Source organism: Pseudomonas sp. R84, assembly GCF_009834515.1.
Classification (GTDB): Bacteria; Pseudomonadota; Gammaproteobacteria; order Pseudomonadales; family Pseudomonadaceae; genus Aquipseudomonas.
Map to the genome: position 1 here is coordinate 4,350,209 of NZ_CP019426.1, position 25,908 is coordinate 4,376,116.

Annotated in this window: 23 protein-coding genes; 12 read left to right on the forward strand and 11 right to left on the reverse strand. The window is 59.4% G+C overall.

The genetic code is table 11. The features are described 5' to 3' along the window. Positions 1 to 140 precede the first annotated feature (140 nt). The gene (locus PspR84_RS19150) at positions 141 to 923 is read right to left on the reverse strand and encodes a helix-turn-helix transcriptional regulator (protein ID WP_160058741.1); all 783 of its coding nucleotides are present in this window, start codon (positions 921 to 923) and stop codon (positions 141 to 143) included. A 136-nt stretch (positions 924 to 1,059) separates the two neighbouring features. Between PspR84_RS19150 and PspR84_RS19155 the strand changes: the two genes are divergently transcribed. Both PspR84_RS19155 and PspR84_RS19160 read left to right on the forward strand, forming a co-directional pair. Then, positions 1,060 to 1,287 carry a DUF6555 family protein gene (locus PspR84_RS19155; RefSeq protein ID WP_034154602.1) on the forward strand — a complete coding sequence of 76 codons (228 nt, stop codon included), beginning with the start codon at positions 1,060 to 1,062 and terminating at the stop codon, positions 1,285 to 1,287. A 39-nt stretch (positions 1,288 to 1,326) separates the two neighbouring features. Beyond that, a complete protein-coding gene (locus PspR84_RS19160; protein WP_160058742.1) occupies positions 1,327 to 1,599 on the forward strand; it encodes a hypothetical protein in 273 nt (90 codons plus the stop codon). A 25-nt stretch (positions 1,600 to 1,624) separates the two neighbouring features. Here the strand turns inward: PspR84_RS19160 and PspR84_RS19165 are convergent, their stop codons facing one another. The 3 genes from PspR84_RS19165 to PspR84_RS19175 form a co-directional block, all read right to left on the reverse strand. Continuing rightward, complete coding sequence (locus PspR84_RS19165) at positions 1,625 to 1,783, reverse strand: metallothionein (RefSeq protein WP_160058743.1); 159 nt, start codon at positions 1,781 to 1,783, stop codon at positions 1,625 to 1,627. Between the two features lie 944 nt (positions 1,784 to 2,727). Further along, positions 2,728 to 3,180, reverse strand: a complete 453-nt coding sequence (locus PspR84_RS19170) for a DMT family transporter (RefSeq protein ID WP_095114263.1) — start codon at positions 3,178 to 3,180, stop codon at positions 2,728 to 2,730. A gap of 3 nt (positions 3,181 to 3,183) precedes the next feature. Beyond that, positions 3,184 to 3,669 (reverse strand): DMT family transporter, encoded by a 486-nt coding sequence (locus PspR84_RS19175; protein ID WP_016987941.1) that lies wholly within the window; start codon positions 3,667 to 3,669, stop codon positions 3,184 to 3,186. Between the two features lie 113 nt (positions 3,670 to 3,782). Between PspR84_RS19175 and PspR84_RS19180 the strand changes: the two genes are divergently transcribed. Beyond that, positions 3,783 to 4,718, forward strand: a complete 936-nt coding sequence (locus tag PspR84_RS19180) for a LysR family transcriptional regulator (protein WP_160058744.1) — start codon at positions 3,783 to 3,785, stop codon at positions 4,716 to 4,718. 207 nt (positions 4,719 to 4,925) lie between these two features. On the opposite strand, the gene PspR84_RS19185 is transcribed toward PspR84_RS19180, so the two are convergent. The 3 genes from PspR84_RS19185 to PspR84_RS19195 all read right to left on the reverse strand — a co-directional run bounded on the left by PspR84_RS19185 (position 4,926) and on the right by PspR84_RS19195 (position 8,316). After that, a complete protein-coding gene (locus tag PspR84_RS19185) occupies positions 4,926 to 6,608 on the reverse strand; it encodes a methyl-accepting chemotaxis protein (protein ID WP_160058745.1) in 1,683 nt (560 codons plus the stop codon). A 197-nt stretch (positions 6,609 to 6,805) separates the two neighbouring features. Further along, positions 6,806 to 8,122, reverse strand: a complete 1,317-nt coding sequence (locus PspR84_RS19190; protein WP_160058746.1) for a Na+/H+ antiporter NhaC family protein — start codon at positions 8,120 to 8,122, stop codon at positions 6,806 to 6,808. Next, complete coding sequence (locus PspR84_RS19195; protein ID WP_160058747.1) at positions 8,119 to 8,316, reverse strand: hypothetical protein; 198 nt, start codon at positions 8,314 to 8,316, stop codon at positions 8,119 to 8,121. Before PspR84_RS19195 ends, PspR84_RS19190 begins: the two co-directional genes overlap by 4 nt. 63 nt (positions 8,317 to 8,379) lie before the next feature. On the opposite strand from PspR84_RS19195, the gene PspR84_RS19200 reads away from it, so the two are divergent. Beyond that, positions 8,380 to 10,527 carry a methyl-accepting chemotaxis protein gene (locus PspR84_RS19200; RefSeq protein WP_160058748.1) on the forward strand — a complete coding sequence of 716 codons (2,148 nt, stop codon included), beginning with the start codon at positions 8,380 to 8,382 and terminating at the stop codon, positions 10,525 to 10,527. 251 nt (positions 10,528 to 10,778) lie between these two features. Here the strand turns inward: PspR84_RS19200 and PspR84_RS19205 are convergent, their stop codons facing one another. Genes PspR84_RS19205 through PspR84_RS19220 form a run of 4 tightly spaced genes read right to left on the reverse strand, consistent with a single transcriptional unit; the run spans position 10,779 to position 13,380 of the window. Then, a complete protein-coding gene (locus PspR84_RS19205; RefSeq protein WP_160058749.1) occupies positions 10,779 to 12,092 on the reverse strand; it encodes a sensor histidine kinase in 1,314 nt (437 codons plus the stop codon). Beyond that, complete coding sequence (locus PspR84_RS19210; RefSeq protein ID WP_160058750.1) at positions 12,089 to 12,757, reverse strand: response regulator transcription factor; 669 nt, start codon at positions 12,755 to 12,757, stop codon at positions 12,089 to 12,091. The genes PspR84_RS19205 and PspR84_RS19210 overlap by 4 nt, the downstream gene beginning before the upstream one ends. Before the next feature lie 3 nt (positions 12,758 to 12,760). Continuing rightward, positions 12,761 to 13,072, reverse strand: a complete 312-nt coding sequence (locus tag PspR84_RS19215) for a PepSY domain-containing protein (protein WP_160058751.1) — start codon at positions 13,070 to 13,072, stop codon at positions 12,761 to 12,763. Then, positions 13,072 to 13,380, reverse strand: coding sequence for a PepSY domain-containing protein (locus PspR84_RS19220; protein ID WP_160058752.1), 309 nt, complete (start codon positions 13,378 to 13,380; stop codon positions 13,072 to 13,074). The genes PspR84_RS19215 and PspR84_RS19220 overlap by 1 nt, the downstream gene beginning before the upstream one ends. A gap of 247 nt (positions 13,381 to 13,627) precedes the next feature. Here PspR84_RS19220 and PspR84_RS19225 point away from each other — a divergent pair, with 247 nt between their 5' ends. The 8 genes from PspR84_RS19225 to PspR84_RS29700 all read left to right on the forward strand — a co-directional run bounded on the left by PspR84_RS19225 (position 13,628) and on the right by PspR84_RS29700 (position 25,870). Further along, the gene (locus tag PspR84_RS19225; RefSeq protein ID WP_007915589.1) at positions 13,628 to 14,707 is read left to right on the forward strand and encodes a patatin-like phospholipase family protein; all 1,080 of its coding nucleotides are present in this window, start codon (positions 13,628 to 13,630) and stop codon (positions 14,705 to 14,707) included. Between the two features lie 85 nt (positions 14,708 to 14,792). Next, entirely contained in the window at positions 14,793 to 15,149 is a 357-nt protein-coding gene (queD, locus tag PspR84_RS19230) for a 6-carboxytetrahydropterin synthase QueD (protein ID WP_007915588.1), read from the forward strand. 132 nt (positions 15,150 to 15,281) lie between these two features. Next, complete coding sequence (locus PspR84_RS19235; RefSeq protein ID WP_160058753.1) at positions 15,282 to 16,094, forward strand: alpha/beta hydrolase; 813 nt, start codon at positions 15,282 to 15,284, stop codon at positions 16,092 to 16,094. 241 nt (positions 16,095 to 16,335) lie between these two features. After that, positions 16,336 to 17,607, forward strand: a complete 1,272-nt coding sequence (gene codB, locus PspR84_RS19240) for a cytosine permease (RefSeq protein ID WP_160058754.1) — start codon at positions 16,336 to 16,338, stop codon at positions 17,605 to 17,607. A gap of 15 nt (positions 17,608 to 17,622) precedes the next feature. Beyond that, positions 17,623 to 18,870 (forward strand): cytosine deaminase, encoded by a 1,248-nt coding sequence (gene codA, locus PspR84_RS19245; protein ID WP_160058755.1) that lies wholly within the window; start codon positions 17,623 to 17,625, stop codon positions 18,868 to 18,870. Positions 18,871 to 19,101: 231 nt separating this feature from the next. Beyond that, positions 19,102 to 21,519: a type VI secretion system tip protein TssI/VgrG gene (gene tssI / locus PspR84_RS19250; protein WP_160058756.1), complete on the forward strand. Its 2,418-nt coding sequence runs from the start codon at positions 19,102 to 19,104 to the stop codon at positions 21,517 to 21,519. Next, on the forward strand, positions 21,516 to 24,767 hold the full coding sequence (locus PspR84_RS19255) for a phospholipase D-like domain-containing protein (RefSeq protein WP_160058757.1): 3,252 nt from the start codon (positions 21,516 to 21,518) through the stop codon (positions 24,765 to 24,767). The genes tssI and PspR84_RS19255 overlap by 4 nt, the downstream gene beginning before the upstream one ends. After that, entirely contained in the window at positions 24,764 to 25,870 is a 1,107-nt protein-coding gene (locus tag PspR84_RS29700) for a hypothetical protein (protein WP_160058758.1), read from the forward strand. Before PspR84_RS19255 ends, PspR84_RS29700 begins: the two co-directional genes overlap by 4 nt. Positions 25,871 to 25,908: the final 38 nt, after the last annotated feature.

The window sequence follows — 25,908 nt, forward strand, 5'->3', positions numbered from 1 at the left end:
TCGGACAAGTATCGAATGCACACCACAGAACCTTGTGGGAGCGAGCCTGCTCGCGAAAGCGGTGTGTCAGTGAAGGATGAGTAAGCTGATCTACGGCACTCGCGAGCAGGCTCGCACACATTGGATCTGCGCTGGTTTGATTAATCCTGTTCCACTATGAATTGCGAGGGGGCGACACCCAATTCGCGACGAAACATGTCACTGAAACTGCTGGGCGAGTAGCCGAGCTCCCGGGCAATCACACTCACCGCCACGCCCTGAATCAGTTCCGCCACCGCCGTCGCCAGTTGCACCTGCCGCCGCCACTCGGCGAAGCCCATGCCGAGGCTGTCCTTGAACAACCGCGCCAGCGTGCGCACGCTGGCCCCGGCATTTTCCGCATGCTGCTCGAATGGAATCTCCAGCGACGGCGCCGCCATCACCGCCTGACACAGATTCATCAAGCGCCGGTCGGAGTCGTCCGGCATCGGGATCTTCAACTGCGAACGCCTTGCGCGTTTCAGCTCCAGCAACGCCAACCCGACCAGTGCCTCGTAATACGCCGGATCACCACTGTCGCCCTGCTCCACCAGCCCGACAATCAACTCGCGCAGCAACCCGCCGACCTCGATCACCTGCACCGTCTGATCCAGCGTCGCCGCCAGCGCCGGGCGCAGGTAGATATTGCGCATCTGCAAATCCGACACCACCCGAATCCCGTGCGGCACCCCCGGCGGCAACCACACCGCGCGCTGCGGCGGTACCACCAGCGCTTCGTGCGGCGTCTCGACCCACATCACCCCGCTCATCGCATACAGCAACTGTCCCCAGACATGCTCGTGCGGCTCGATAAACAGCCCACGCGGATACGTGCGTGCCAGCGGTTGCACGGGCACATCGGTATCGCTGAGATCGGGCGGTGCGGCAAGGGCCATGGCGAGCATTCATTGGGCTTGGTGGAAGCGCCATGGTAACCAGTGCGAAACGGCGTCGCCAAGGATAGATACCGTCGGACAATCCGAGTGAATTTTCCCGGTGCGCCGCGATCCCTCTATTACCACAGGGAGGAATACGGGCTTTATGAACAACGCAAAACTCTATGTCATCGACTACACCCTTCACGGCACGCCCAAGTCGTTCATTATCCGCTCGGACAAGATGGACAACGCCGAGGCGTGGCACTGGGCGAGCTGCGACGCCGGGGTCGGTCGCATTCCGCGCTTTGGTCGGGAAAAGGTGCAGAAGACCAGCAAGCCGATGGCGGAAAAATTCGGCGTGGAAAACGTTGTGTGGCGACCGACCAGCTAAGCTCGGCCTGGCGATCGGCATCATTCGGGGGAATGCACCATGAGCAACATCATCAGCCCGGCGCATCTGGACTACGGCCTCGATACGCTGTTCGGGCGGATCACCAAAAGCGTGGACTGCCGCGTTGGGCTGGAGGCGGTCGAAGATGATCCGTTTCGCTTCGCGTTGCGAGTGCCGGCACCGCTGCCGGAAGACCTTGATCAGGCGAAAACCGTGGTGGTCAGGGTTGAGGGGCGAAGGCTGCAGGGCACGGTGCGTCATACCGAACGGATGGACGATGAAAGTCTGAAACTGGAAGTGGAGCCTGATTAGGCTCCACTTTTTTATGCGTCGTTCGTCATCCGTGGGCGCATTTACAGCCCTTGGTTGAACATTCCGCACCGTTCTCATGATGATGGGCGCAAGCCTCGCAGCAAAAATGCTTGCCATGACGCACGACCGGATGCTCGCCGAGCTTGCAATTGCATTTAGGGCAGTCACAGGTTTTATCAGGCATGGGACAGACTCCTTGGGTGGTGGTTGTCTGGGGCTTGAAGGGCAAGCCGTAATATCCAGTGTAGGAGCTGCCGCAGGCGGCGATCTTTTGATTTTGTTGGGGATTGGGGATTGGGGATTGGGGGCATATCCGTTGCTGCGGGTGTTGCCACTGGCGGTTTCGCTCTTACAGCGACTCACTTTTCCAAACGCCGAAAAGTAAGCAAAAGGCTTTGCCCCTGGCGTACGGCACTTCGCTTAGGCTCAGTGTTCCCTCGCTACGGTGTCCATCCGGGGGCATCGCCTACGGTTTGCTTCGCTGCACCTCCTCTCGATGTGTGCGGCTGCGCCGCACGGCGCTGCGCGCCTAACCCCCGGGATGAACACCTCCGCTCGGCCTGCCGATGGGGCAAAAGATCAAAAGCCGAAGCAAGATCAAGAGCCAGATCAAGAGCCCCTCACCCTAGCCCTCTCCCAGAGGGAGAGGGGACTGATAGAGGTGTTTGGTAGAGGTACGCCGACGTGCAATACCGCGTTGAACTCAGGTTTTGAAACGCCCGAAAATCGGCTCCCTCTCCCTCGGGAGAGGGCTGGGGTGAGGCTCAGCAACAACGCAAATCAAAAGCCGAACGCGCCCCGCTCCTCACCACTCAATAGGCCGAGTGTCAGCTCGCCTGCTCTTGATCTGTAAGGCGACATCGGAAGGCTGAGTGGAGGGATTGATCCGGGCGTGGGAGCGCAGCGACCGTTTGGCGCAGCCAAACACAGCGGGAGTAGGTGCAGCGAAGCAAACCGGAGACGCTGCGCCCGGATCGATCCCGCAGCGAAGGAACCCCGAGCCCCAGCGAGCGGGCCGCACGTAGGAGCAAGCCTTTTTGGTTACTTTTTCGGCGTCTGGAAAAAGTGACCCGCCGTAAGGGCGGAACCCTAATCAGCAACACCCGCAGCAACGGATATGCACTCAACTCACCCAGCCTGACGCGAACTCCTGTACATAAACACCAAAGCCACCCCCAAACACACCATCGCCAAAATCCGCGAACCAGACAGCTCAATCGCCGGATTCCCCAACCAGCCAAAATTATCAATCAACATCCCCATCCCCAACTGCCCGACAATCACCGCCACCGTCGCCACAGCCGTCCCCACCACCGGCACCGCCCCGACCATCACCATCATGTACACCACGCCAAACAACGCCCCGGTCAACTGCCACTTCGGCACATCCAACAAACTCACCGCATGCGCCGGCTCAAAAAACAAAATCAACAACCCGGTCGAAACCGCACCGACAACGAATGTCAGCAGACTACTGCGCAACACCCCGACGCTCTCACCCAAACGCCCATTGATCGCCGCTTGTACACTCAACACCGCACCGGCCAACACCACCACCGCCAACAAAATAACCAGACTCATCACTCACCCCCGCGCAATCAAAACCAAAGCCACCACAATCAACCCCAACGCCAGCCACCGCTCGGCATTGACCTTCTTGCGCGTCGCCCCGAACCAGCCGAAATGGTCAATCAACACACTCTTGCCCACCTGACCCGACAGAATCGCGATCATGGTCATGGCAATACCGATATGCGGCGTCGCCAGGGTCAGCACCACCACATACATCGGCCCCAGAAACCCGCCAATCAACTGCCAGCGCGGCAGATCCGTCAGCGCCGGCCCCTTCTGCGGCCCCGCAAACAACAGCAGCAAAAACAGAATCGCCGAGCCCACACCAAAGATGCTCAAGGTCGCCCAAAGATGCCCCACCTGAACACCCAACGGCCCGAGCAATCCCGCCTCCACCGACAAACCCATGCCCGCGAGAATCACCAGCGGCAGCAACAACAAGCGCAATCCGGATTTCGTCGCCGGCGCGCTAACGCTCACCTCATCCAACGTTTGCATAAACAACATTCCACTCAAGTAAACGATGGCGCGGATTATCGGCTGGCGAAGCTTTGCGATAAATGGGAGCATCCGGACAACACTTTTGCGCAATTCGCACAGCAGGACGCATCATGCACGGGCTCAACGAACTCGGATTCAAGGCACTCAGGCTATTTGTGGCCGTGCTCGATCACGGCAGTTTTTCCGAAGTCGCTCGCCGTGAAGGCGTGGCGCCCTCCTCTATCTCGCGGCAGATTCAATTGATGGAGCAGGCGCTGAACCAGCAATTGCTCTACCGCCACACTCGCGCAGTGACGCCCACCGAAGCCGGGCGCATGCTCGGTCACCACGCGCGGTTGGTACTGGTGCAACTGGAGGAAGCCGAACAGGCGTTGCAAGAACAGCAAAGCGAACCCACAGGCCTGGTGCGCATCAACGCCCCCGTGGTGTTCGGCCAGCGCCATCTGACGCCGTGGCTGGGCAAGTTATGTGCGCGTTATCCGAAGCTGCAACTGGATATCCAGCAGACTGACCGTTACGTCGACCCGCTTCAGGAGGGTGCGGATTTACTGTTCCGCATCGGCCCGCTGCACGACTCGAGCATGCAGGCGCGGATTCTGGCGCCGCATCGCTTTCAGGTCGCGGCCAGCCCGGCGTATCTCAAACTTCATGGCTCCCCGCAGAAACCTGAAGATCTCGCGCAACACCAGTGCCTGGCCTACAAAGGCGCGACCGGCCAGCAGCGCTGGTTTTTCCGCCGCGATGGTGAGGACTGGACGCCCTATTCGGTGAAAGGCCAGATCACCGGCAACCACGCCGACACCCTCACCCAGGCCTCTGAACAGGGTTTGGGGCTGGTGATGTTTCCGTCGTGGTTGATTGGTGAAGCGGTGCGCGATGGCACGCTGGTGCCGGTGCTGGGGGACTATCAGGTGTCGAACAGCCTGGAGCCGCAGCAGATTGCGGTGTTGTGGCCGGGGAGCCGGAGGTTGTCGGTGAAGGTGCGGACGGTGATTGATTTCTTTGTCGAATGCTTTGGTGAAGTGCCGTACTGGGATCGTCCCTGAAATCTGAAGATCAAGAGCCCCTCACCCTAGCCCTCTCCCGGGGGGAGAGGGGACTGACCGAGGTGTCTCGGGTCATCCATCGACCTGAAAGATTGAGTCGATTATGGATTCGGTAAAGCTGCTTCAGGTCGGCGGAGTTCCACAGCATCCCCCAATCAGTCCCCTCTCCCTCCGGGAGAGGGCTAGGGTGAGGGGCTTTTCAGGCTGTCAGATCCGGAACTGGCCGACGAGTTTGCCCAGCCGCTGCCCAAGCTCCGCCAAACTACGCGAAGTCTGCGCACCCAACTGCGTTTCATCGGCCACGCTGTCCACCGCCACCGCAATCTGATGCACGCTGCGGTTGATCTCTTCGGCCACCGCCGTCTGCTCTTCCGCCGCGCTGGCAATCTGCGCGTTCATCGAGTTGATCGTCGCAATCAACGATGCCATCGCGTCGAGAGAAGCGCCGGCCTGATTGGCTTGCTGTGAAGTGCCGTCACCCGCCTCGCTGGATCGGCGCATCGCTTCCACCGCCTGCTGCGTACCCGCCTGCAAACGATCGATCATGCCCTGAATTTCCTGGGTACTGATCTGCGTGCGACTGGCCAATGCACGCACCTCATCCGCCACCACGGCAAAGCCGCGTCCGGCCTCGCCAGCGCGCGCCGCTTCGATCGCCGCGTTCAGCGCCAGCAGGTTGGTCTGCTCGGCGATCGAACGAATCACCCCGAGCACGCCGACAATCGACGTCACGTCCTGCTGCAGGCTGTCGAGCGACACGCCGCTGCTGCGAATGTCATCGACCAACGCATGAATCTGCTTGATGCTGCCGGCCACCACACGCTTGGCGCTCTGGCCTTCTTCATCGGTCTGCTGAGCGGCGACGGCGGCGTTCTGCGCGCTCTTGGCGACTTCCTGCGCGGCGGCAGACATCTCGTTGATCGCCGTGGCGACCTGATCGGTCTCATGGCGCTGACGCTCCATCGCCTGATCGGAACGCTGGGCCTGATCGGATACCTGCGTCACCAGCCCGGTGAGTTGCGTGGTCATCTCGGTGATCTGTCGCACTAGGCCATGGATCTTGTCGACGAAGCGGTTGAACGAACCGGCCAGTTCACCCAGTTCATCCTGGCTGGTGATATTCAGTCGACGGGTCAGATCGCCCTCGCCTGCCGCGATGTCATCGAGGTTGGCTTTCATCAGGGTCAACGGACGCAAAATGGTATTGGCCAGCAGCATTCCCGCCACCGCGATCACCAACAGCACCACCACCGCCACGCCAACGATGCTCAGCACCACGCCTTGCATGCGTTCCTGCACCTGCGCTTCGACCAACGCGACTTGCGCTTCGATGCCGTCGAGGTTGACCGAGGTACCGACGGCCATGTCCCACTTCGCCAGGTATTCGGTGTAGCCGAGTTTCGGCACCAACACCTGCGCATTGCCCGGCAACGGCGAGCTGTATTGCAGATAATGCGTGCCGTCCTTCGCCACACTTACCAGGCCACGGTTGACGTAAACGCCGTTCGGGTCACGGTTGTCCTTGAAACTTTTGCCCACGCCTTCAGGGTCATTGGCCTTGAACAGGCGCACGGTCTCGGAGTCGTAGCCGAAGAAGTAGCCGTCCTTGCCATAGCGAATGCCCGACAGCAGTTTGATCGCCTGCGCCCGCGCATCAACGTCACCGGCAGCGGCGGCGTCGTACAACGGTTTGATCGTGGTCATGGCCACGGCGACATAACTTTGCAGGGTGGCTTTGGCATCGCCGAGCAGGCGCTCGCGGGTCTGTTCGACCTCTTTGTGCGCCTGTTCCTGGAGGATGAACAGCGTGGTCAGGCTGATGACCAGCGCAAAGAGCAACACCGGGAGAACGGCGAGGGACAGGACTTTAGCCTTGAGGCTCAGGCGCATTGTGGGAGCTCACTCTTTTGGTTTTATTGGCGTGGTTAAAGGCTTTAACGGCACGCGCAAGCAAAAGTTGAGTCCGTGGTCACCCCATCCCCTGTAGGAGTGAGCCTGCTCGCGATAGCGGTGTATCTGTCAGTACATCTGCCAACTGATACACCGCTATCGCGAGCAGGCTCACTCCTACAGGGGAGACGTGGGGTTTAAAGAACCATCGCGGCCACCCAGCCGAACGCCAGCAAAGGCAGGTTGTAGTGCAGGAACGTCGGCACCACGGTGTCCCAGATGTGATGATGCTGACCGTCGATATTCAGGCCCGAGGTCGGGCCCAGCGTCGAATCCGAAGCCGGCGAACCGGCGTCACCCAATGCGCCAGCGGTGCCGACGATGCACACGATCGCAATCGGGCTGAAGCCCAGTTGCACGCACAGCGGCACGAAAATCGCCGCCAGAATCGGCACGGTGGAAAACGACGAACCGATGCCCATGGTCACCAGCAACCCGACCAGCAGCATCAATAGTGCACCGATGCCCTTGCTGTGATTGATCCACGACGCCGAGGATTCAACCAGCGTCTGCACCTCTCCGGTGGCTTTCATCACTTCAGCAAATCCGGACGCGGCGATCATGATGAAACCGATCATCGCCATCATCTTCATGCCCTCGGTGAAGAGGTCATCGGTCTCACGCCACTTGACGATGCCCGATGCCGAGAAGATCAGAAAACCGACCAGCGCCCCGATAATCATCGAGTCCAGCAGCAACTGCACAATGAACGCGGCGGCAATCGCCACACCGGCAATCATCAGACTCAGCGGGTTGTACTGCACCGCCACTTGCTCGACCTGCTCGATCTTCGCCAGGTCGTACACGCGCCGTTTGCGATAAGTGATGAACGCCATCGCCAGGCCGAAGACCATGCCCAGCGCCGGAATGCCCATGGCGTGGGTAACGTTGATGCCGCTGATGTCGACGCCGCTGCGCGCAACATTCGCCAGCAGAATTTCATTAAGGAAGATGTTACCGAAGCCCACCGGCAGGAACATGTACGGCGTGATCAGACCGAACGTCATCACGCAGGCGATCAAGCGGCGGTCGAGTTGCAGCTTGGTCAGTACATAAAGAAGCGGCGGCACCAGCAGCGGAATGAACGCAATGTGGATCGGCAGAATGTTCTGCGAGGCAATCGCCACCACCCACAACAGGCCGATCAGCAGCCATTTGACGCTGCCACCGCCGGTTGCGTGCTGACGGTCGACCATCGCCAACGCCTTGTCGGCCAGCGCATGGGCCAGGCCGGACTTGGCAATCGCCACAGCGAAAGCGCCGAGCAACGCGTAGGACAACGCCACCGTTGCGCCGCCGCCAAGGCCGCTGTTGAACGCCTTGAGCGTGGCCTCGATGCCCAGACCACCGGTCAGGCCGCCAACCAGCGCGCCAACGATCAAAGCGATCACCACATGCACGCGGGACAGGCTGAGCACCAGCATGACGCCGACTGCCGCTATGACTGCATTCATTTCACTTCCTCGAAAAACACTGCGGTGGAAAACCGACCGCCAGACAGAATGAGTCCGCCAAAGCTTAACCGGCGGATTTGCAAAGAGGGTCTTATTAGAAGGGCGCGCACTGTGAATGAAGCAGCGGCAAGCTGCAAGTCACAAGCGGCAAGCTTTTGCGTTTTTTCACTTGCAGCTTGCGGCTGGAAGCTCAAGAAAGCTGCTCTTGGGCCGTTACAGTGCAAAGTCTCAGATATTTATCGAATAAGGACGTCTCCATGTCGCTCAGACAACTTTCCATCCAATGGAAAATCACTTTGCTCGCCGGCCTCTGCCTGGCCGGTATCGTGACCCTGTTGGTCGGTCTTTCGCTGTATCGCATGGAGCACAGTTCTGCACTGGTGAAAGCTTCGAGCATGGAAATGCTCACCGAGTCGGCGCAAGCGCGCATCGAGTCGCAAGGTGAAGTGCAGGCTGCTGGCATTCGCCAGCAGTTCATGGACGCCTATCAATACGGCCACGGCTTCTCGCGGCAGGTGCTGTTCCTGCGCGAGCAGGCCGAGAAGCGTTTTCTTGATGCCTTCGACCTGCGCGAAGACATGACTCGCCAGGTCAAATCGGCGCTACAAGCCAACCCGGAGCTGCTCGGCCTGTCGCTGGTGTTCGAAGCCAACGCGCTGGACGGCAAGGATGAACTGTTCGCCGGTCAGGCTGAACTGGGCAGCAACGACAAGGGCCGTTTCGCCCTGTACTGGTCGCAACCAACGCCAGGCAAAGTCACCTCGATGGCCCTGCCGGAAAGCGACATGGCCGACACCAGCACCGGCCCCAGCGGTCAAGCCGCGAACGCCTGGTTCACCTGCCCGCGCGCTACGCTCAAACCGTGCGTGATCGAACCCTACTTCTATGTGATCGACGGCCAGAACGTGCTGATGACCAGCATCGTCTTCCCGCTGATGGTCAACGGTAAAGTCATCGCCTCGCTGTCGGTCGACATCAACCTCAACAGCCTGCAAGCGATCAGCCAGGGCGCCAGCAAAAAGCTCTATGACGGCCAGACCGCCGTGAGCATCATCAGCCCCGCCGGCCTGCTCGCCGGTTACAGCCCGGATGCCGGCAAACTCAGTCAGCGTCTGGATGCCGTCGACAAAATCAGCGGCGCCGAACTGCTGAGCAAACTTGCCTCCACCAGCAGCGTCAGCAGCCTGCACAGCAACGGCCAGTTGAAAGTGCTGTCACCGTTCCCGCCGATTCCCGGCGGCCCGTCGTGGGGCGTGTTGCTCGACGTACCGGAAAAGGTCCTGGTCAGCCGCGCCGAAGCGCTCAAGCAACAACTGGACGCGAGCAATAATTCCGGCACATTGATCGAACTGAGCCTTGGCGTGCTGGCGGCGTTGATCGGCTTGCTGCTGGTGTGGCTGATGGCGCGCAGTGTGACCAAACCGATCCTCGGTGTGGCACACATGCTCGAAGACATCGCCAGCGGCGAAGGCGACCTGACCCGCCGTCTGGCCTATGACAAAAAGGACGAACTCGGTCAGTTGGCCGGTTGGTTCAACAAGTTCCTCGACAAGTTGCAGCCGATCATCGCGGAAGTGAAACGCTCGGTGCAGGATGCGCGCAACACCGCCGATCAGTCCTCAGCGATTGCGACCCAGACCAGCGCCGGTATGGAACAGCAATACCGTCAGGTTGATCAGGTCGCCACTGCGTCCCACGAAATGAGCGCCACTGCGCAAGACGTCGCCCGCAGCGCTGCACAAGCTGCCGAAGCGGCCAAGGATGCTGATCGCGCTACCCGTCAGGGCCTGACGGTGATCGACCGCACTACCGCGAGCATCGACACCCTCGCCGCTGACATGAGCGCAGCGATGGTGCAGGTCGAAGGCCTTTCCGCCAACAGCGAGAAAATCGGCGCGGTGCTGGAAACAATCCGCGCCATCGCCGAGCAGACCAACCTGTTGGCGCTCAACGCCGCGATCGAAGCGGCCCGTGCCGGTGAGGCTGGCCGTGGTTTTGCCGTGGTCGCTGACGAGGTACGCAACCTCGCTCGCCGCACACAAGAATCCGTGGAAGAAACCCGTCAGGTCATCGAGCAGTTGCAGAGCGGTACACAGGATGTGGTCGGGGCGATGGGCAACAGCCATCGTCAGGCTCAGGGCAGTGTCGAACAGGTTGGCCAAGCCGTGACCGCGCTGCGCCAGATCGGCGATGCGGTGACGGTGATCAGCGACATGAACCTGCAGATTGCCAGTGCCGCTGAAGAGCAGAGTGCGGTGGCCGAGGAGATCAATAACAACGTGGCGACGATTCGTGACGTGACGGAGTCGTTGTCCGGGCAGGCGAATGAGTCGGCGCGGGTGAGTCAGTCGCTCAATAGCCTGGCGAATCAGCAGCAGAGTTTGATGGATCAGTTTCGGGTTTGATTTGAAGGTTGTGGGGTGTCAGCTGGATTACCCCCTCACCCCAGCCCTCTCCCCCAAGGGGGCGAGGGGGAAAGGGAGCTGATCTTCATGTCATTCAAAACCTGAGTTCGACTCGATATTTTCAGGTCACGTTGATGCTTTCAAAAACCTGAGTTCGGCTCGGTGTTTCAGGTCGGTGTAACTCGAACATACACCTCGGTCAGTCCCCTCTCCCTCCGGGAGAGGGTTAGGGTGAGGGGCTTCTCAAAGACTCACCGCCGAGGCAACTCGATCACCACCTTCAACCCACCCCACTCACTCTCGCCCAACACCAGCAACCCGCCCCAGGTCTCGACAATATCGCGGACAATCCCTAGCCCCAGGCCATGCCCATGGGTCTGTTCATCCAGCCGCGTGCCACGACTGAATACCTGAGCGCGCTGTTCTTCGGGAATCCCCGGGCCGTCATCTTCCACGCTCAGCGCAAAGCCATCCGTACGTTCGATCACACTCAAACGCACCTCGGCATCCGCCCACTTGCAGGCGTTGTCCAGCAGATTGCCGAGCAACTCGAGCAAATCCTCCCGATCCCACGGCAGTTGCAACCCCGCCGGCGCAACATAACTCAACGCCAAATGCTCGCCGTGAATCATGTTTAACGTCGCCAGCAACCCTGGCAGTTCTGCATCACAATCGAACAACGCACCGGGCAGCGCATCACCAGACAACCGTGCCCGATTGAGCTCGCGATTGAGCCGCTGCTGCACCTGCTCCAGCTGTTCCTTGAGCACCTTGCGCAACTCGGGATGGGCATCGAGTTTTTCGCTGGAGGCCAGGCTCAACAACACCGCCAACGGCGTTTTCAACGCATGCCCTAGGTTGCCCAGGGCATTGCGTGAACGCTTGAGGCTGTCTTCGGTGTGCGCGAGCAAATGGTTGATCTGCGCCACCAGCGGTTCCAGCTCCACCGGCACCTGCTCATCGAGTTGTGAACGCTGGCCCTGCTGCAATTGCGCGATCTGCTCGCGAGCCTTCTCCAGCGGTTTCAACGCGCGGCGCACGGTCAAGCGCTGCAAGAACAGAATCAGAAGCAACGCCGCCAGCCCCAAGCCCAGACCGATCTGGCGCATGCGCTGAAAACTCTCGCGCACCGGCGTGTAATCCTGCGCGACGCTGATCGAAATCGATTGGCCCAGGCGTCGATAATCTGAACGCAGCACCAGCAATTGCTGACCGTCCGGGCCCAGTTGCAGATTGCTGTGCAGACCGGGATGGTCGAGCAGCGGCAGATCCTGATCCCACAACGAGCGCGAACGCCAATGGCTGTCGGCAAAGTCGATCCGGAAATAATGCCCGGAAAACGGTCGCTGATAGGCCGGCGACAGATGCCGCTCATCCAGTTGCAGGCCTTGCGGGCCCCGCACCAATGCCACTAGCAGACTTTCGCTGTCGTTGCGCAGACCGGCTTCGAGATAACGCTGTAAACCCACTTCGAACAACCACAGGCTGGTTTGCGCGACCACCACACCGACGACCACCATTACGCTGATCAAACCCAGGCTCAAGCGGCGCTGGATCGACCTCACGAAGCTTTTCCGCCGAACAGGTAACCCTGACCGCGACGGGTTTCGATCACGCTTTTGCCGAGCTTGCGACGCAGGTGATTGACATGCACTTCGAGGACGTTGGAATCGCGCTCGGTCTCACCGTCGTAGAGGTGTTCGGCGAGGTGGCTTTTGGAAAGGATCTGTTCCGGGTGCAGCATGAAATAGCGCAGCAGGCGGAATTCGGCAGCGGTCAGTTGAATGTCGGCGCCGTCGCGCACCACGCATTGCCGACCCTCGTCCAGATGCAGACCGGCCGCCTGCAAGGTCGGCTGGTTGGCCTGGCCTTTGGAGCGGCGCAACAACGACTGAATGCGCAACTGCAGTTCTTCGGGGTGGAACGGTTTGGTCAGGTAATCGTCGGCACCGGCCTTCAGACCTTCGATGCGCTCGGCCCAGGAATCGCGCGCCGTGAGGATCAACACCGGTATCGCCAAACCACCGGCGCGCCACTGCGCCAGCACTTCAAGCCCCGGCACGCCTGGCAGGCCGAGGTCGAGAATGATCAGGTCATATGGCTCGCTGCTGCCCTGATACAGTGCATCACGACCGTCGGCCAGCCAATCCACCGCGTAACCTTGTCGCTGCAGGCTGGCGAGCAATTCGTCGGCCAACGGTACGTGGTCTTCCACCAATAGCAAACGCATCGATCAATCTTCCTTGTCTTTCACAAGTTCACCGGTATCGGCCTTCAAGTGCAGCTCACGGGCGACACCTTCGACGGTGAGCAACTCGACTTCATAAATGTAGACGTCGTGTTTTTCTTCCAGCTCGACTTCCAGCAGTTTGGCGCCGGGATAGCGATCCATCGCCTGCTGCAGCACTTGCTCCAGCGGCAGGATCACGCCCTGCTTGCGCAGATTCAGGGCTTCGTCCGGACCGAGGTCGCGGGCCATGGCCGTCGAGCAACACATCACCAGCGCCAACGCCGTGCGGCAGGTGGCGCGAACATTAACCTTCATTACGTATCCTGATGATCCTTGAGAACCTGCCCAGTCACCGCGTCTAATTCCAGATCCCACTCCAGCCCCTGCGGATCGCGCATTTCGATCTGGTAGATGTACTTGCCGTACTGCTCTTCCAGCTCAGTGTCGGTGATCGTCGAACCCGGGTGTTTGGCCAGCGCAGTGGCGTTGAGCTTCTCGAAGGAGACGATAGTACCAGCGTCGCGCAGGCGCAGGGCTTCGTCAGGGCCGAGATCGCGGGCGTGAACAGTGTTGGCAGTGAGGCCGATGATCGCGGCAATGGACAGGGCAGTCAGGGTTTTCATGGTGTCTCCGTATTTTTATGTGTTGCTTAACGGTGGGCACCTTAACGGGATGAACTTAACTGAAACTGAATTGCCATCATTGCTCCCGCTCAATACATATCCCCTTGTAGGAGTGAGCCTGCTCGCGATAGCGGTGTATCAGACAGATCATTATTCAATGACACACCGCTATCGCGAGCAGGCTCACTCCTACAAGGTTTTGTAACATGTGCTTATAATTGTTCGCTTGCTAACGATCGAGACCGGTATGACCGCCATCCACATCAAATTCCCCGCCCTCACCCTCAAGGCCGGCCCGCGTGCCATGGCGCGTATTCGTGCGCAAGGCCTGAACGCCGCCGACGTCGGTACCCTGCCCGGTGCCGCCGGTGGGCCGAAGGCGTTGGGCATTCAGGGGCTGGATCTGGCGTTGTTCGGCGAATGGCTGCCGAGCGCACCGCGTGAGCGTTCGCTGATCGGCGCCTCGGTCGGCTCTTGGCGTTTCGCCAGCGCTTGCCTGCCGGACGCCGCCGAAGGCATCCGCCGCCTCGGCCATCTGTATGCCGAGCAGAACTTCAACAAAGGCGTGACCATGGCCGAGATCAGTCAGAGCTCGCAGCGCATGCTCAATGACCTGCTCGACGGCCGCGACGCGAGCATCCTCGACAACGCGCATTACCGCTTGAACATCATGGTGGTGAAAAGTCAGGGACGTCTGGCCGATGACCATCGCGGTCGCCTCGGTCTGGCATTGGGCTCGGTGATCGCCGACAACTTGCGCGGCCGCGCGCGGCTGTCGCGACACTTCGAACGGCTGATCATCCACGACCCGCGCCTCGCCCCACCGGTGAATGCGCTGAACGACTTCCCGTCGCGCTTCGTCGCGCTGAATGCCGGTAATCTGCGCCAAGCGCTGCTGGCTTCGGGTTCGATCCCGATGGTCATGGAAGGCGTGCGCGATCTGCCCGGCGCCGGTGCCGGCACTTTCCGCGACGGCGGCCTGCTCGACTATCACCTCGACCTGCCCTACAGCGGTGACGGCATCGTCCTCTATCCGCACTTCACTGATCGGGTGATTCCCGGCTGGTTCGACAAGACCCTGCCGTGGCGCAAGGCCTCGGTGGAGCGCCTGCAGGACGTGCTGTTGCTCGCCCCCTCGAAGGAATATCTGGCGCGCCTGCCCTACGGCAAACTGCCCGACCGCAACGACTTCAAACGCTTTATGGGCGATGCGCCGAGCCGGCAGAAATACTGGCACGCGGCAATGGACGAAAGCCGCCGCCTCGGTGACGAATTCCTTGAACTGACTGCCAATGGTCGCCTCGCCGAGCGCTTGCTGACCCTTTAGTCAGCACGGCCAAAGACAAGCTGGTAAACTCGCCGCCTGCCCGAATCGCTGCGGCGAACGCCATCTGAACAGAGCCGAAAATACTGTGGAAATCTTCAAGGAATTTACTTTCGAATCCGCCCACCGCCTGCCGCACGTCCCGGACGGCCACAAGTGCGGGCGTCTGCACGGTCACTCGTTCAAAGTGGCGCTTCACCTCAGCGGCGACCTCGATCCGCACACTGGCTGGATTCGCGATTTCTCCGAGATAAAAGCAATCTTCAAGCCGCTGTACGAGCGTCTCGATCACAACTACCTGAACGACATTCCCGGTCTGGAAAACCCGACCAGTGAAGTGCTGGCCAAATTCATCTGGAATGAAATGAAGCCGTTGCTGCCGGAACTGAGCGCGATCCGCATTCACGAGACCTGCACCAGCGGTTGCATCTATCGCGGTGAGTAACCTGACGTAGATCTCCCTCGTAGGAGCTGCCGAAGGGGGATTGGTGTTTTGTCTGGGAAATAGAGAACAGCCTTCGCGGCTGTTTTTTTACGCCTATGCTTTTTGGCTCCCACCCGCCAAGAGGACAGGCCCATGACGAACTGGCTGCTGGATCAGGTCTTTGACTTCAACGGCCGACAGGTGCGCTACGCCGTACACGGCGACGGCCCGCCGCTGGTGTTCGTGCATGGCACGCCGTTTTCGTCGTACGTATGGCACCGGATCGCGCCGCATTTTTTTGCCACGCATCGTGTGCATTACTTCGACCTGCTCGGCTACGGGCGCTCCGAACAACCCGACGCCGACGTCTCCCTCGGCGTGCAAAATCAACTGCTGGCGCAGCTACTCGACCATTGGAATATTGCAAACCCCGACGTTGTCGCCCACGACTTCGGCGGCGCCACCGTACTGCGTGCACACCTGCTCAACGGCAAGGACTACCGCAGCCTCACGCTGATCGATCCGGTGGCGCTGACGCCATGGGGTTCGCCGTTCGTGCAGCACGTCCGCCAGCATGAAGCAGCGTTCAGTGGCCTGCCCGATTACATCCAGCGCGCCATCGTACCGACCTATATTCGCGGGGCGATCCACCGAGAGATTGCCGATCACGAACTGGCACCCTACGTGCAACCGTGGTTCGGTGATCCGGGGCAGGCGGCGTTCTATCGGCAGATCGCGCAGATGGACGAACGCTACACGCTGGAAGCGCAACCGCTGTACCCGACGATCCGCTGCCCGGTGCAGATTCTCTGGGGTGAAGACGATCAGTGGATTCCCATCGAGCGTGGCCGCGCATTGCACCAAATGATCCCCGGCGCGCAATTCCACGCCATCGTCAACGCCGGCCACCTCGTGCAGGAAGACGCCCCCGAAGCCATCGTTGCCGCCCTGCTGCGCTTCCTCTGAGCCAACACCTATCCACCTGTAAGAGCTGCCGAAGGCTGCGATCTTTTGATTTTGCTTTTTAAAACAAGATCAAAAGATCGCAGCCTTCGGCAGCTCCTACATTGGGGCTCCGGTGTATTCAGGTGCACTGTTTTCGTGCCGAACGACGCGGCTCGTCTATACATAACCCGCGCCACCCGGCATTTGGCACGACCACTGCAACCCTCCCCCGCGTCTCCTCTCTTCCAGCAAGGACCGCCCCATGACGCAGAACGATCCCGGCAACGATTACCCCCTCAGCGAAGTGCCGATGCATGCACGTAAAGGCCTCGCCTCCACGGCGATGGTGTTACTGGGCTTCACGTTTTTCACCGCGACCATGTTCGCCGGCGGCAAGCTCGGTGTGGCGTTCAGTTTCGGCGAGATGATGGCGGTGATCGTCGTCGGCAACCTGCTGCTCGGCCTGTATGCAGCGGGCCTGGGTTATATCGCCTTCAAAAGCGGCCTCAACTCAGTGCTGATGGGCCGTTTCTGCTTCGGCGAAGTCGGCAGCAAGCTCAGCGACCTGATTCTCGGTTTCACCCAGATCGGCTGGTACGCCTGGGGCACGGCGACGGCTGCCGTCGTGATCGGTAAATATTTCGATCTCGACGAAGGCACGGTGCTCGGCTTGATGGTGCTGTTCGGCCTGATGTTCTGCGCCACCGCTTACGTCGGTTATCGCGGGCTGGAAATCCTTTCGTACATCGCCGTGCCAGCGATGATGTTGTTGCTCATGCTGTCGATGTGGGTGGCGACGGTGAAAGTTGGCGGTTTCGAGGGTTTGCTCAGCGTCGTACCAAGCGGTTCGCTGGACTGGTCGACGGCGATTACTCTGGTGTTCGGTACCTTCGTCAGTGGCGCGACGCAAGCGACCAACTGGACACGTTTCTCGCGTTCGGCGCGGGTCGCGGTGCTAGCCAGCCTGATCGGTTTTTTCATCGGCAACGGCCTGATGGTGCTGATCGGCGCGTACGGCGCGATCGTCTATCAGCAACCGGACGTGGTTGAAGTGCTGCTGTTGCAAGGTTTCGCCATGGCCGCGATGGCCATGCTGTTGCTGAACATCTGGAGCACCCAGGACAACACCATCTACAACTTCGCTGTCGCTGGTTGCAACCTGCTGCGCACCGGCCGACGCAAAACCGTGACCCTCGCCGGTGCAGTGATCGGCACCCTGCTCGCCCTGCTCGGTATGTACGACATGCTGGTGCCCTATCTGATTCTGCTCGGCACGGTGATCCCGCCGATTGGCGGGGTGATCATGGCGGACTTTTTCTACCGCTGGCGCGGGCACTATCCACGTCTGGCCGACGCACGGTTGCCTGCGTTCAACTGGCCGGGGCTCGGGGCTTACGCGGTCGGCACCGTCGCCGCGTTCAGTTCGCCGTGGGTCGCGCCGCTGGTAGGCATCGCTGCTGCCGCGCTAACGTATGTCATCGTTACCGGCGTGCTCGGCGCTCGCAGCGCGACCGCGCCACTACAAGACCTATAAAAAAGGATTCGCCTGATGCACATCATCAACGCCCGTTTGCGCAACCAGGAAGGTTTGCACGAATTGCATCTTGAAGACGGTCTGATCCGCAGCATCGCCCGCCAGACCGAAGCGCCCACTCTCGGCCCGGACGACCTCGACGCCGGCGGCAATCTGGTGGTACCGCCCTTCGTCGAACCGCACATTCACCTCGACGCCACGCTGACCGCTGGCGAGCCGCGCTGGAACATGAGCGGCACGCTGTTCGAAGGCATCGAGTGCTGGGGCGAGCGCAAGGTCACCATCACCGAAGAAGACACCAAGGCCCGCGCCAAAAAAACCATTCAAGCGCTGGCCGCTCACGGCATTCAGCATGTGCGCACCCACGTCGACGTCACCGACCCGCAACTCACTGCGCTCAAAGCCATGCTCGAAGTGCGCGAGGAAAGCCGCCACCTCATCGATCTGCAAATCGTCGCGTTTCCGCAGGAAGGCATCGAGTCGTTCCGCAACGGTCGCGAACTGATGGAAGAGGCGATTCGCATGGGCGCGGACGTGGTTGGCGGCATTCCGCATTTCGAGTACACCCGCGATCAGGGCGTCAGCTCAGTGAAGTTCCTGATGGACCTGGCCGAGCGCACCGGTTGCCTGGTCGACGTGCATTGCGACGAGACCGACGACCCGCATTCGCGCTTCCTCGAAGTGCTCGCCGAAGAAGCGCGCAGTCGCGACATGGGCGCCCTCGTCACCGCCAGCCACACCACGGCGATGGGTTCTTACGACAATGCCTACTGCGCGAAACTGTTCCGTTTGCTGGGCCATTCCGGGATCAGTTTTGTCTCCTGCCCGACCGAGAGCATTCACCTGCAAGGACGCTTCGACAACTTCCCGAAACGCCGGGGCGTCACTCGCGTCAATGAACTGCTAGAAGCTGGGATGAACGTGTGTTTCGGTCAGGACTCGATCGTCGATCCGTGGTATCCGCTGGGCAACGGCAATATCCTGCGGGTGCTCGAAGCGGGGCTGCACATCTGCCACATGCTCGGTTATCGCAACCTGCAAAGTGCGCTGGATCTGGTCACCGACAACAGCGCCAAAGCCATGCATCTGGGTGAGCGCTATGGCCTGGAACAGGGGCGTCCGGCGAATCTGCTGATTCTGTCGGCGGACAGTGATTACGAGGTCATTCGCAGTCAGGGCTTGCCGCTGTATTCGATTCGCGGCGGCAAGGTTTTGATGAAGCGACAGATGCCGGTGGTGGAATTTGCCCCGCAACTGATCTGAACGAACCTACAAAATAAGCCCGAAAACCACCTCTTTTCGGGCTTGACTGATGGCACATCGCCAAGAAACATTCTGAATCACTTCCTTTTTACCCTTATAGACCGGGGGCCTCCTCCCATGTGCGCAACTTTTTGCGCAACTTTTTCCCTTTAACATCCAGCTCCTGTCTGCGTTCTCCAGACCGATGCAAAACGCCCGTGGATGACCGGCGTAAATCTCAAGGAGCCTGAGATGTTCAACCCCGCAAACGAAACCCACTTCAGCCTCAAAGTGGAAGACTACGTCGGCGACCTGCAAGTGCTGTCGTTCACCGGCACCGAAGGCATCAGCCAGCCGTTTCGTTTCGACCTCGAACTGGTCAGCGAAAACCCGGATCTGGACCTCGAACAACTGCTGCACAAGCAGGCGTTTCTCGCATTCGATCCACAAGGCTCGGGCATCCACGGCCAGATTTACCGCGTCGCCCAAGGCGATGCCGGCAAGCGCCTGACCCGCTACAAAGTGTCGATGGTGCCGCAACTGCAATACCTGCATCACCGCACCAACCAGCGCATCTACCAGCAGATGTCGGCGCCGAAAATCATCGCGCTGATCCTCGAAGAACACGGCATCAAGGGCAACGCCTACAGCTTCCAGCTCAGCCAGCCGTGCCCGGATCGCGACTACTGCGTGCAGTACGACGAAACCGACCTGCATTTCGTTCAGCGCCTGTGCGAAGAGGAAGGCATTCACTACCACTTCCAGCACAGCGACAAAGGCCACCTGCTGGTATTCGGTGACGACCAGACCGTGTTCCCCGACCTCGGCCAGCCAACTGCGTACGTGCAGGGCAGCGGCATGGTCGCCGAAGAACCGGTGATCAAAGGCTTCAAGCTGCGCCTGGAAACCCGCACCAGCCGCACCACACGCCGCGACTACGACTTCGAAAAGCCGCGTCTGCAAATGGAAGCGGCTTATAAGCCCGATGGCGAGAGCACCGAACCGGACCTCGAAGACTACGACTACCCGGGCCGTTTCATCGACCGCGCCCGTGGCAAGTTCCTCAGCCAGCGCGCCCTCGAACGCCACCGCGCCGACTACCGTCAGGCCGAAGGTCGCGGCGACCAGACCAAACTGGTCAGCGGCCACTTCATGGAAATGTCCGACCACCCGCGCACCGAGTGGAACGACCTGTGGCTGCTCACTGAACTCTTCCACGAAGGCAAACAGCCGCAAGTCCTCGAAGAAGGCGTGACCAGCGACACCACCGACAACAAAGACGACTTCCACCAAGGCTACCGCAACACCTTCCTCGCCACCCCGTGGGACGTGTTCTACCGTCCGGCCCTCGAACACCCGAAACCGCGCGTGCTCGGCAGCCAGACCGCCATGGTCACCGGCCCCAAAGGCGAAGAAATCCACTGCGACCAATACGGCCGCATCAAAGTCCAGTTCCACTGGGACCGCGAAGGCCAGGCCGACGACAAAACCAGCTGCTGGCTGCGCGTCTCCAGCTCCTGGGCCGGCGACCGCTACGGCGCCATCTCCATCCCGCGCATCGGCATGGAAGTCCTCGTCACCTTTCTCGAAGGCGACCCCGACCAACCGCTGGTGACCGGTTGCCTGTACCACAAGGAAAACCCGGTGCCGTACGCCTTGCCGGCGAACAAGACTCGCAGCGTGTTCAAAACCCTCAGCTCACCGGGTGGCGGCGGCTACAACGAACTGCGCATTGAAGACAAGAAAGGTGCGGAGCAGATCTACATTCATGCCCAGCGTGATTGGGATGAGAACGTTGAGCATGACCAGAAGATTCGGGTCGGGAATGAACGCCACGACACGGTGGTGAAGAACACTTACACCGAGCTCAAGGCCGAGGAACACCGCACCACGATTTCCGATCGCAAGGTTGAGGTCAAAGCCAACGATCACCTGACCGTCGGCCAGAACCAGCACGTCAAACTCGGCACCGCCCAACTGACCAGCGCCGGCCAGGAAATACACCTCAGGGCCGGCGAAAAAATGGTCATCGAGGCCGGTACGGAACTGACGATCAAGGCCGGCGGCAGCTTCATCAAACTCGATGGCGGCGGCATCACCGTGATCGGGCCAGTGGTGAAAATCAATGCCGGGGGCGCGGCGGGAAGTGGTTCGGGGATTGCGATACTGCTGCCAAAACTGCCGGTACCTCCGCCGTCAGCCAAGCCCGGCAACCTGCTCGGCAGCGCCCAACCCGGCGTGCTCGCCCCCCCGCCGGAACCCAGGGAGTATTTCTTCGACATCAAGTTGACCGATGTTCCGGGTGACGACGGTTTCCCGTTGGCGCACACAGCCTGGTCTATCGTGCAGGACGGCGAAGATGCCCCGCTGCTCGAAGGTCGGACTGACGATGACGGACGGGTCAATATCGATGATGCGCAGCGCTTGAAATTGTCCAAAGCCTACGCAACCAAGGGAGCCTTGTGGCTGTGTTATCCCGGGCAACGGGTGCCGGTGGCGCTGCACGACGAACCATCGGATGCCGACAAGGAACGCTTTGCCCTCGCCGCCCTCGACTTCCACGACAGCGCCAAAAAAGGCCGGATCAGCACCGCGAACAGTGAACGCAGCAAACAGGATCTGCTCGCCGACGGCGATCTGTACAGCCAGTTGCAAACCAGGGACGAATGAGCATGACGGACTCCGCAACGCCTTATAACGGCATTCGCCACAAAGAAATCAGCCAGATCAACACGGCCGCCGGCAAAGCCCTGCCCGCCGTCAATGCGCCAGACTTTTTCATTCAGGACACGTCCGCCTTCGCCCCCAAACGCAGTGGCAACAAGGTGCGTTTTTTCACCACTGGCGAGGACTACTACAAGGATCTGGCCAAGGAAATTGCCAAGGCTGAAACCTCGATTTTCATTACCGGTTGGCAGGTAAACTATGACGTGACCCTGGACGGCAAGCAGACCTTGTGGGAGTGCTTGTACAACGCCCTCAAAGCGCACTCGTCACTGAAAGTGTTTGTCATGCCATGGCTGAGTCCGGCGGCAAGCGTCGGCACCCATGACTTCGAAACCATGCTCGCGGTTTTCCAGCTCAACGCCGGGCTGAAGGTGCCGCGCGCCTTCTGTACACCGGCCATCCAGCAAAGCGACATGAAGGGCCTGGGCTCGACGTTTTCCCACCACCAGAAGTGCGTAGTGATCGACAACAAGATCGGTTATGTCGGCGGTATCGACCTGGCGTATGGGCGTCGCGACGACAACAACTTCAGCCTGGATGCCAGCGACCGCCAGGGCAATGACGCGTACAACCCGGGGATTCCGCATCTGGGCTGGATGGACATGAACAAGCACGTCAGTCGAGCCGGCCTGCTGTTGGGCACACTGTTCGACCTGTCCAAGCCGCTGGCCGAAACGACCATTGGCACAGAAAGCACCCACGTCACACTAGCGTTGCCGCGTCGCGATACCCTGATCAACGTCGGCGCGGCGATTCAGAACTTCTTCGCCAGCCCTCCCCTGCCCGTTCTGGATCGGATGATGAAGGCTGGCGCCAGCCTGAAGGAGTACGCGTCCTCCATCGATCCTTTGGCCAGACCCAAGGAATATCTGACCGACGCGGCCATCCGCAATATCACCGCGCTGATTAAGCACAACTGGACGCGCCTGCCGCTTGCCGAACCGCTCAAAGGTCGGGTTCAAGTGTGGATTCGTGAAGTGGAAACCAGCGCCGGCAACTTGCAAGCCGCGCTGCGCCTGAAGAGTTACGAACTGATCAACAACTGGACGAATTCGACCGATCTCGGCCGCCTTGTCGCGATGTTCTGCGACAAGGGTTACGACGCCATGCCGGCGGAGAAAATGGGTTGGCTGAACAACATCGGCCAATTGACCACTTCGTTGCTCGGGCACTTTTACGCGTTGCTGCAAGACCGTCTGGCAAATCACCGGGAGCCCTTTGTCTATCTCAAACACGAACCGCAACCGCTGGCGTCTGCAGATTACAGCCGGCTGGACAAGGATCAGCCGCGCATGCCGTGGCAGGACGTTCACAGTCGCATCGAAGGGCCGTCGGTGTACGACCTGTCGCGCAATTTCATCGACCGCTGGAACGGACAACAGGCCTACATAGCCGAAATCAAAAGCCTGGAAAAAACCACCGTCATCGTCGCCCTGATGGAGTGGGTCAACACCCTGGTCCGGGACGCCGGCCTGCCCCACCACCTAGACGTCAACAATCAGATCAACCTGAAGCTGCCAATGCCCAAACCGGTCTGGATCGATCAGGCCCCGACCCTGCCGACACCACCACAAACTGCGCAAGGCGGGGTCAGCGTGCAGGTGTTGCGCAGCGCTTCAGCCACCATGACCACTCAGGAAGCCAAGGGTCGAAACCTGGCCAAGGTGAACCTGCCGCTGCCCGAAGGCTTCAACGTTGGCGGCGTTCAGGACAACTGCCTGCGCGCCATGCTGCAGACCATTTCCAGCGCCCAGCACTTCATCTACATCGAGAACCAGTTCTTCCAGACCGATTTCGGTGATGAGGGCGAACTGGCGGAAGGCCGGCCACTGTCCGGCCCGATGGCCAGCCTGCGCGACCCGTCCACTTTGAACGAGAATTTCGTCGCCCGGATCAAATTGCGTGAAGCGCTGGAAGACGAGGACTTCACCCAAATCGACTGGAAAGAAGTCAATGCCATTAGCAAGGAGCCCGGCGAAGAGGCCCGCACCTTTCTCAAAAGTTTCCTGACGATCTGGCAGACCAACGCACAGGGCTGGCTGACGCAGAAACTGGGGAAAGAACAGAAGCTCACCAACAGCATCGGCAAGGCGCTGGCCGACCGCATAGGCCGGGCGATTGCAGAAAACCGTCCGTTTCACGTGTACCTGATTTTGCCGGTGCACCCGGAAGGCGCGCTGAATGTGCTGAACCTCATGCACCAGGTTCACCTGACCATGCAGAGTCTGGTGTTTGGCGAGCAGAGTCTGGTCAAACGCATTCAACGGCACATGGCGATGAAGGACATGATGGATCGGGGTGCGAGCAAGGAAGAGGCCGGGAAAATTATTGAGCGGGTGGATACGAATGGAGATCCCGTTTACGTACAGCAGGACTGGTCGAAATATTTGACCCTGCTGAACCTTCGAACCTGGGATACCCTTGATGATAGAGTCGTCACGGAACAGATTTATGTACATAGCAAACTGTTGATCGCAGACGACAGGGTGGCGATTCTGGGCAGCGCCAATATCAACGACCGCAGCCAGTGCGGTACGCGCGATTCAGAGCTGGCGGTGATTATTCGGGACAGTGAATCAACTGACGCAAAACTGGATGGCAAACACTTTCAAAAAGTTGGAAAAACCATAAATCAGCTACGTAAAGACTTATGGAAAAAGCATTTTGGTATGGGCCAGACCAAAAAAGGCTCTGTGCCAGCCTTTACAGGTTTGAAAGACTTGCTGGATGAGCCTGCGTCAGAAAAAACGTGGAAGAAAATTCAGGAGCAAGCCACGAACAATTCGAAGGCCTATGAAAAGTCATTCAATTTCATTCCCCGGAATTTCAATCGCTCACAAGTGATCGAATCGTCCACTGCCAGCAAATTCAAGAATGGTTTTCCAGCATCCATATGGCCTACCTGGACCTACCGCTCAACTCGCGATTTGAATCTTGGTGGTCAGATTTCAGATCCACTGCCCCATGAGCAAGGCTTTTGGGAAAGTAAAACCTTGGCTGGCGTAAAGGCATATCCAGCACCTATCGGGGTTGAAGGGTTTATCACTGCTCTACCCATTTACTGGACCAAGGGCGAAAACAATGACTCGGGCTTGAACCTGACAATCATTGCTCACACCCAAGACAAAAAGAACGACGTGCAAATCGCAAGTGTGAGCGAGACGTCCCATCGAAATGAGCACAGTTCATGAAACGTATCATCTTCTCTTTTGCCAGCCTGCTGCTATGCAACCAATCAGCCCTTGCTGAGCCCGCCTTCAAGGAATGCCTGGGACGCACCAGATTCGAGTCGCCAGAATCATTCGAATGGGCAACCTTCGCGGTTGAACGCAGTAAGATTGCATCGGCGGGAGGCCATGTTTTTTCGAAGAACGTTCACGCTGTGGGGGACTACGTCAGCTACAACTATGACGAAATGACGATCAGAGTCAGCGATGTCACTACACTCGAAAACTTTGATCGACAACGGAACGCAATCATTCACGAAACCGAAGCCTATAAAAAAATCCTTCAGGACGATCTCAAAACCAACGAGCGTCTGCTGGAAACGATCAAGAGAATGAAATACAGCGCCGACATCGTCAAAAACCAGGAATCCGAAATCAGCAAACTGGAAGACCAGATACGACAGACCAAAACCTATGAACACGACCTGGGCATCCCCGACTCCCATGTCCTGGGCAGTAAGGAAACGCCCTACGAATTCCTGCTCTGGCGCAACAACCGGGTGTTCTACTTCAACATGAACAAACCCGCCGAAAACTCCGCGCAACGTATCAAGGATCTCGCCGCCCGCTTCGAAGCCCGCGACCTCTATCAAGTACCCGAAGGACCCGGCGTCTGTATGCCTTACGGCTTTATCCATGACGATGGCAAAACCGGTTTCAGCGTCAAGAACAGCTTGCGGTTTACGAGTACACCAAACGTGATCATGAGTTTGATCAATGCCTCACAAAACGATCCGACCAAACCGACCCGTGGAACCTACGACACCGACTACCGCCCCGGCTATGACGCCGAAATCTGGAAGAAGTCGAAAATCATGGAGAAGTTTTACATCGGCGAGCGCATGACCACCCTCGAAGGCTGGCGCCTGGACCCGCGACCTGAATCCAAGGAACAGGATCGCGCCTGGTTCGCCATCGCCCATGTCGGCGGCCTGGCCAGTCCCTTGGTCGCGGCGCAGATGTTCACGTTCCAGAAAGGTACCGACGGCCTGAAAGACTTCACACCTGCGCCCGAAGCGGTGATTCCCAAGTTTCTGCAACTGACGCAGAGCATTCGCTCGCAATAGTTCTTCCTGTAAACAGCGCGCCTGCAGCGATCCGCCAC

Coding starts and splice junctions, on each gene's coding strand:
- PspR84_RS19150 (WP_160058741.1), bottom strand. CDS start 923: ATGCTCGCCATGGCCCTTGCCGCACCGCCCGATCTCAGCGATACCGAT.
- PspR84_RS19155 (WP_034154602.1), top strand. CDS start 1,060: ATGAACAACGCAAAACTCTATGTCATCGACTACACCCTTCACGGCACG.
- PspR84_RS19160 (WP_160058742.1), top strand. CDS start 1,327: ATGAGCAACATCATCAGCCCGGCGCATCTGGACTACGGCCTCGATACG.
- PspR84_RS19165 (WP_160058743.1), bottom strand. CDS start 1,783: ATGCCTGATAAAACCTGTGACTGCCCTAAATGCAATTGCAAGCTCGGC.
- PspR84_RS19170 (WP_095114263.1), bottom strand. CDS start 3,180: ATGAGTCTGGTTATTTTGTTGGCGGTGGTGGTGTTGGCCGGTGCGGTG.
- PspR84_RS19175 (WP_016987941.1), bottom strand. CDS start 3,669: ATGCAAACGTTGGATGAGGTGAGCGTTAGCGCGCCGGCGACGAAATCC.
- PspR84_RS19180 (WP_160058744.1), top strand. CDS start 3,783: ATGCACGGGCTCAACGAACTCGGATTCAAGGCACTCAGGCTATTTGTG.
- PspR84_RS19185 (WP_160058745.1), bottom strand. CDS start 6,608: ATGCGCCTGAGCCTCAAGGCTAAAGTCCTGTCCCTCGCCGTTCTCCCG.
- PspR84_RS19190 (WP_160058746.1), bottom strand. CDS start 8,122: ATGAATGCAGTCATAGCGGCAGTCGGCGTCATGCTGGTGCTCAGCCTG.
- PspR84_RS19200 (WP_160058748.1), top strand. CDS start 8,380: ATGTCGCTCAGACAACTTTCCATCCAATGGAAAATCACTTTGCTCGCC.
- PspR84_RS19210 (WP_160058750.1), bottom strand. CDS start 12,757: ATGCGTTTGCTATTGGTGGAAGACCACGTACCGTTGGCCGACGAATTG.
- PspR84_RS19215 (WP_160058751.1), bottom strand. CDS start 13,072: ATGAAGGTTAATGTTCGCGCCACCTGCCGCACGGCGTTGGCGCTGGTG.
- PspR84_RS19220 (WP_160058752.1), bottom strand. CDS start 13,380: ATGAAAACCCTGACTGCCCTGTCCATTGCCGCGATCATCGGCCTCACT.
- PspR84_RS19225 (WP_007915589.1), top strand. CDS start 13,628: ATGACCGCCATCCACATCAAATTCCCCGCCCTCACCCTCAAGGCCGGC.
- PspR84_RS19235 (WP_160058753.1), top strand. CDS start 15,282: ATGACGAACTGGCTGCTGGATCAGGTCTTTGACTTCAACGGCCGACAG.
- codB (WP_160058754.1), top strand. CDS start 16,336: ATGACGCAGAACGATCCCGGCAACGATTACCCCCTCAGCGAAGTGCCG.
- codA (WP_160058755.1), top strand. CDS start 17,623: ATGCACATCATCAACGCCCGTTTGCGCAACCAGGAAGGTTTGCACGAA.
- tssI (WP_160058756.1), top strand. CDS start 19,102: ATGTTCAACCCCGCAAACGAAACCCACTTCAGCCTCAAAGTGGAAGAC.
- PspR84_RS19255 (WP_160058757.1), top strand. CDS start 21,516: ATGAGCATGACGGACTCCGCAACGCCTTATAACGGCATTCGCCACAAA.
- PspR84_RS29700 (WP_160058758.1), top strand. CDS start 24,764: ATGAAACGTATCATCTTCTCTTTTGCCAGCCTGCTGCTATGCAACCAA.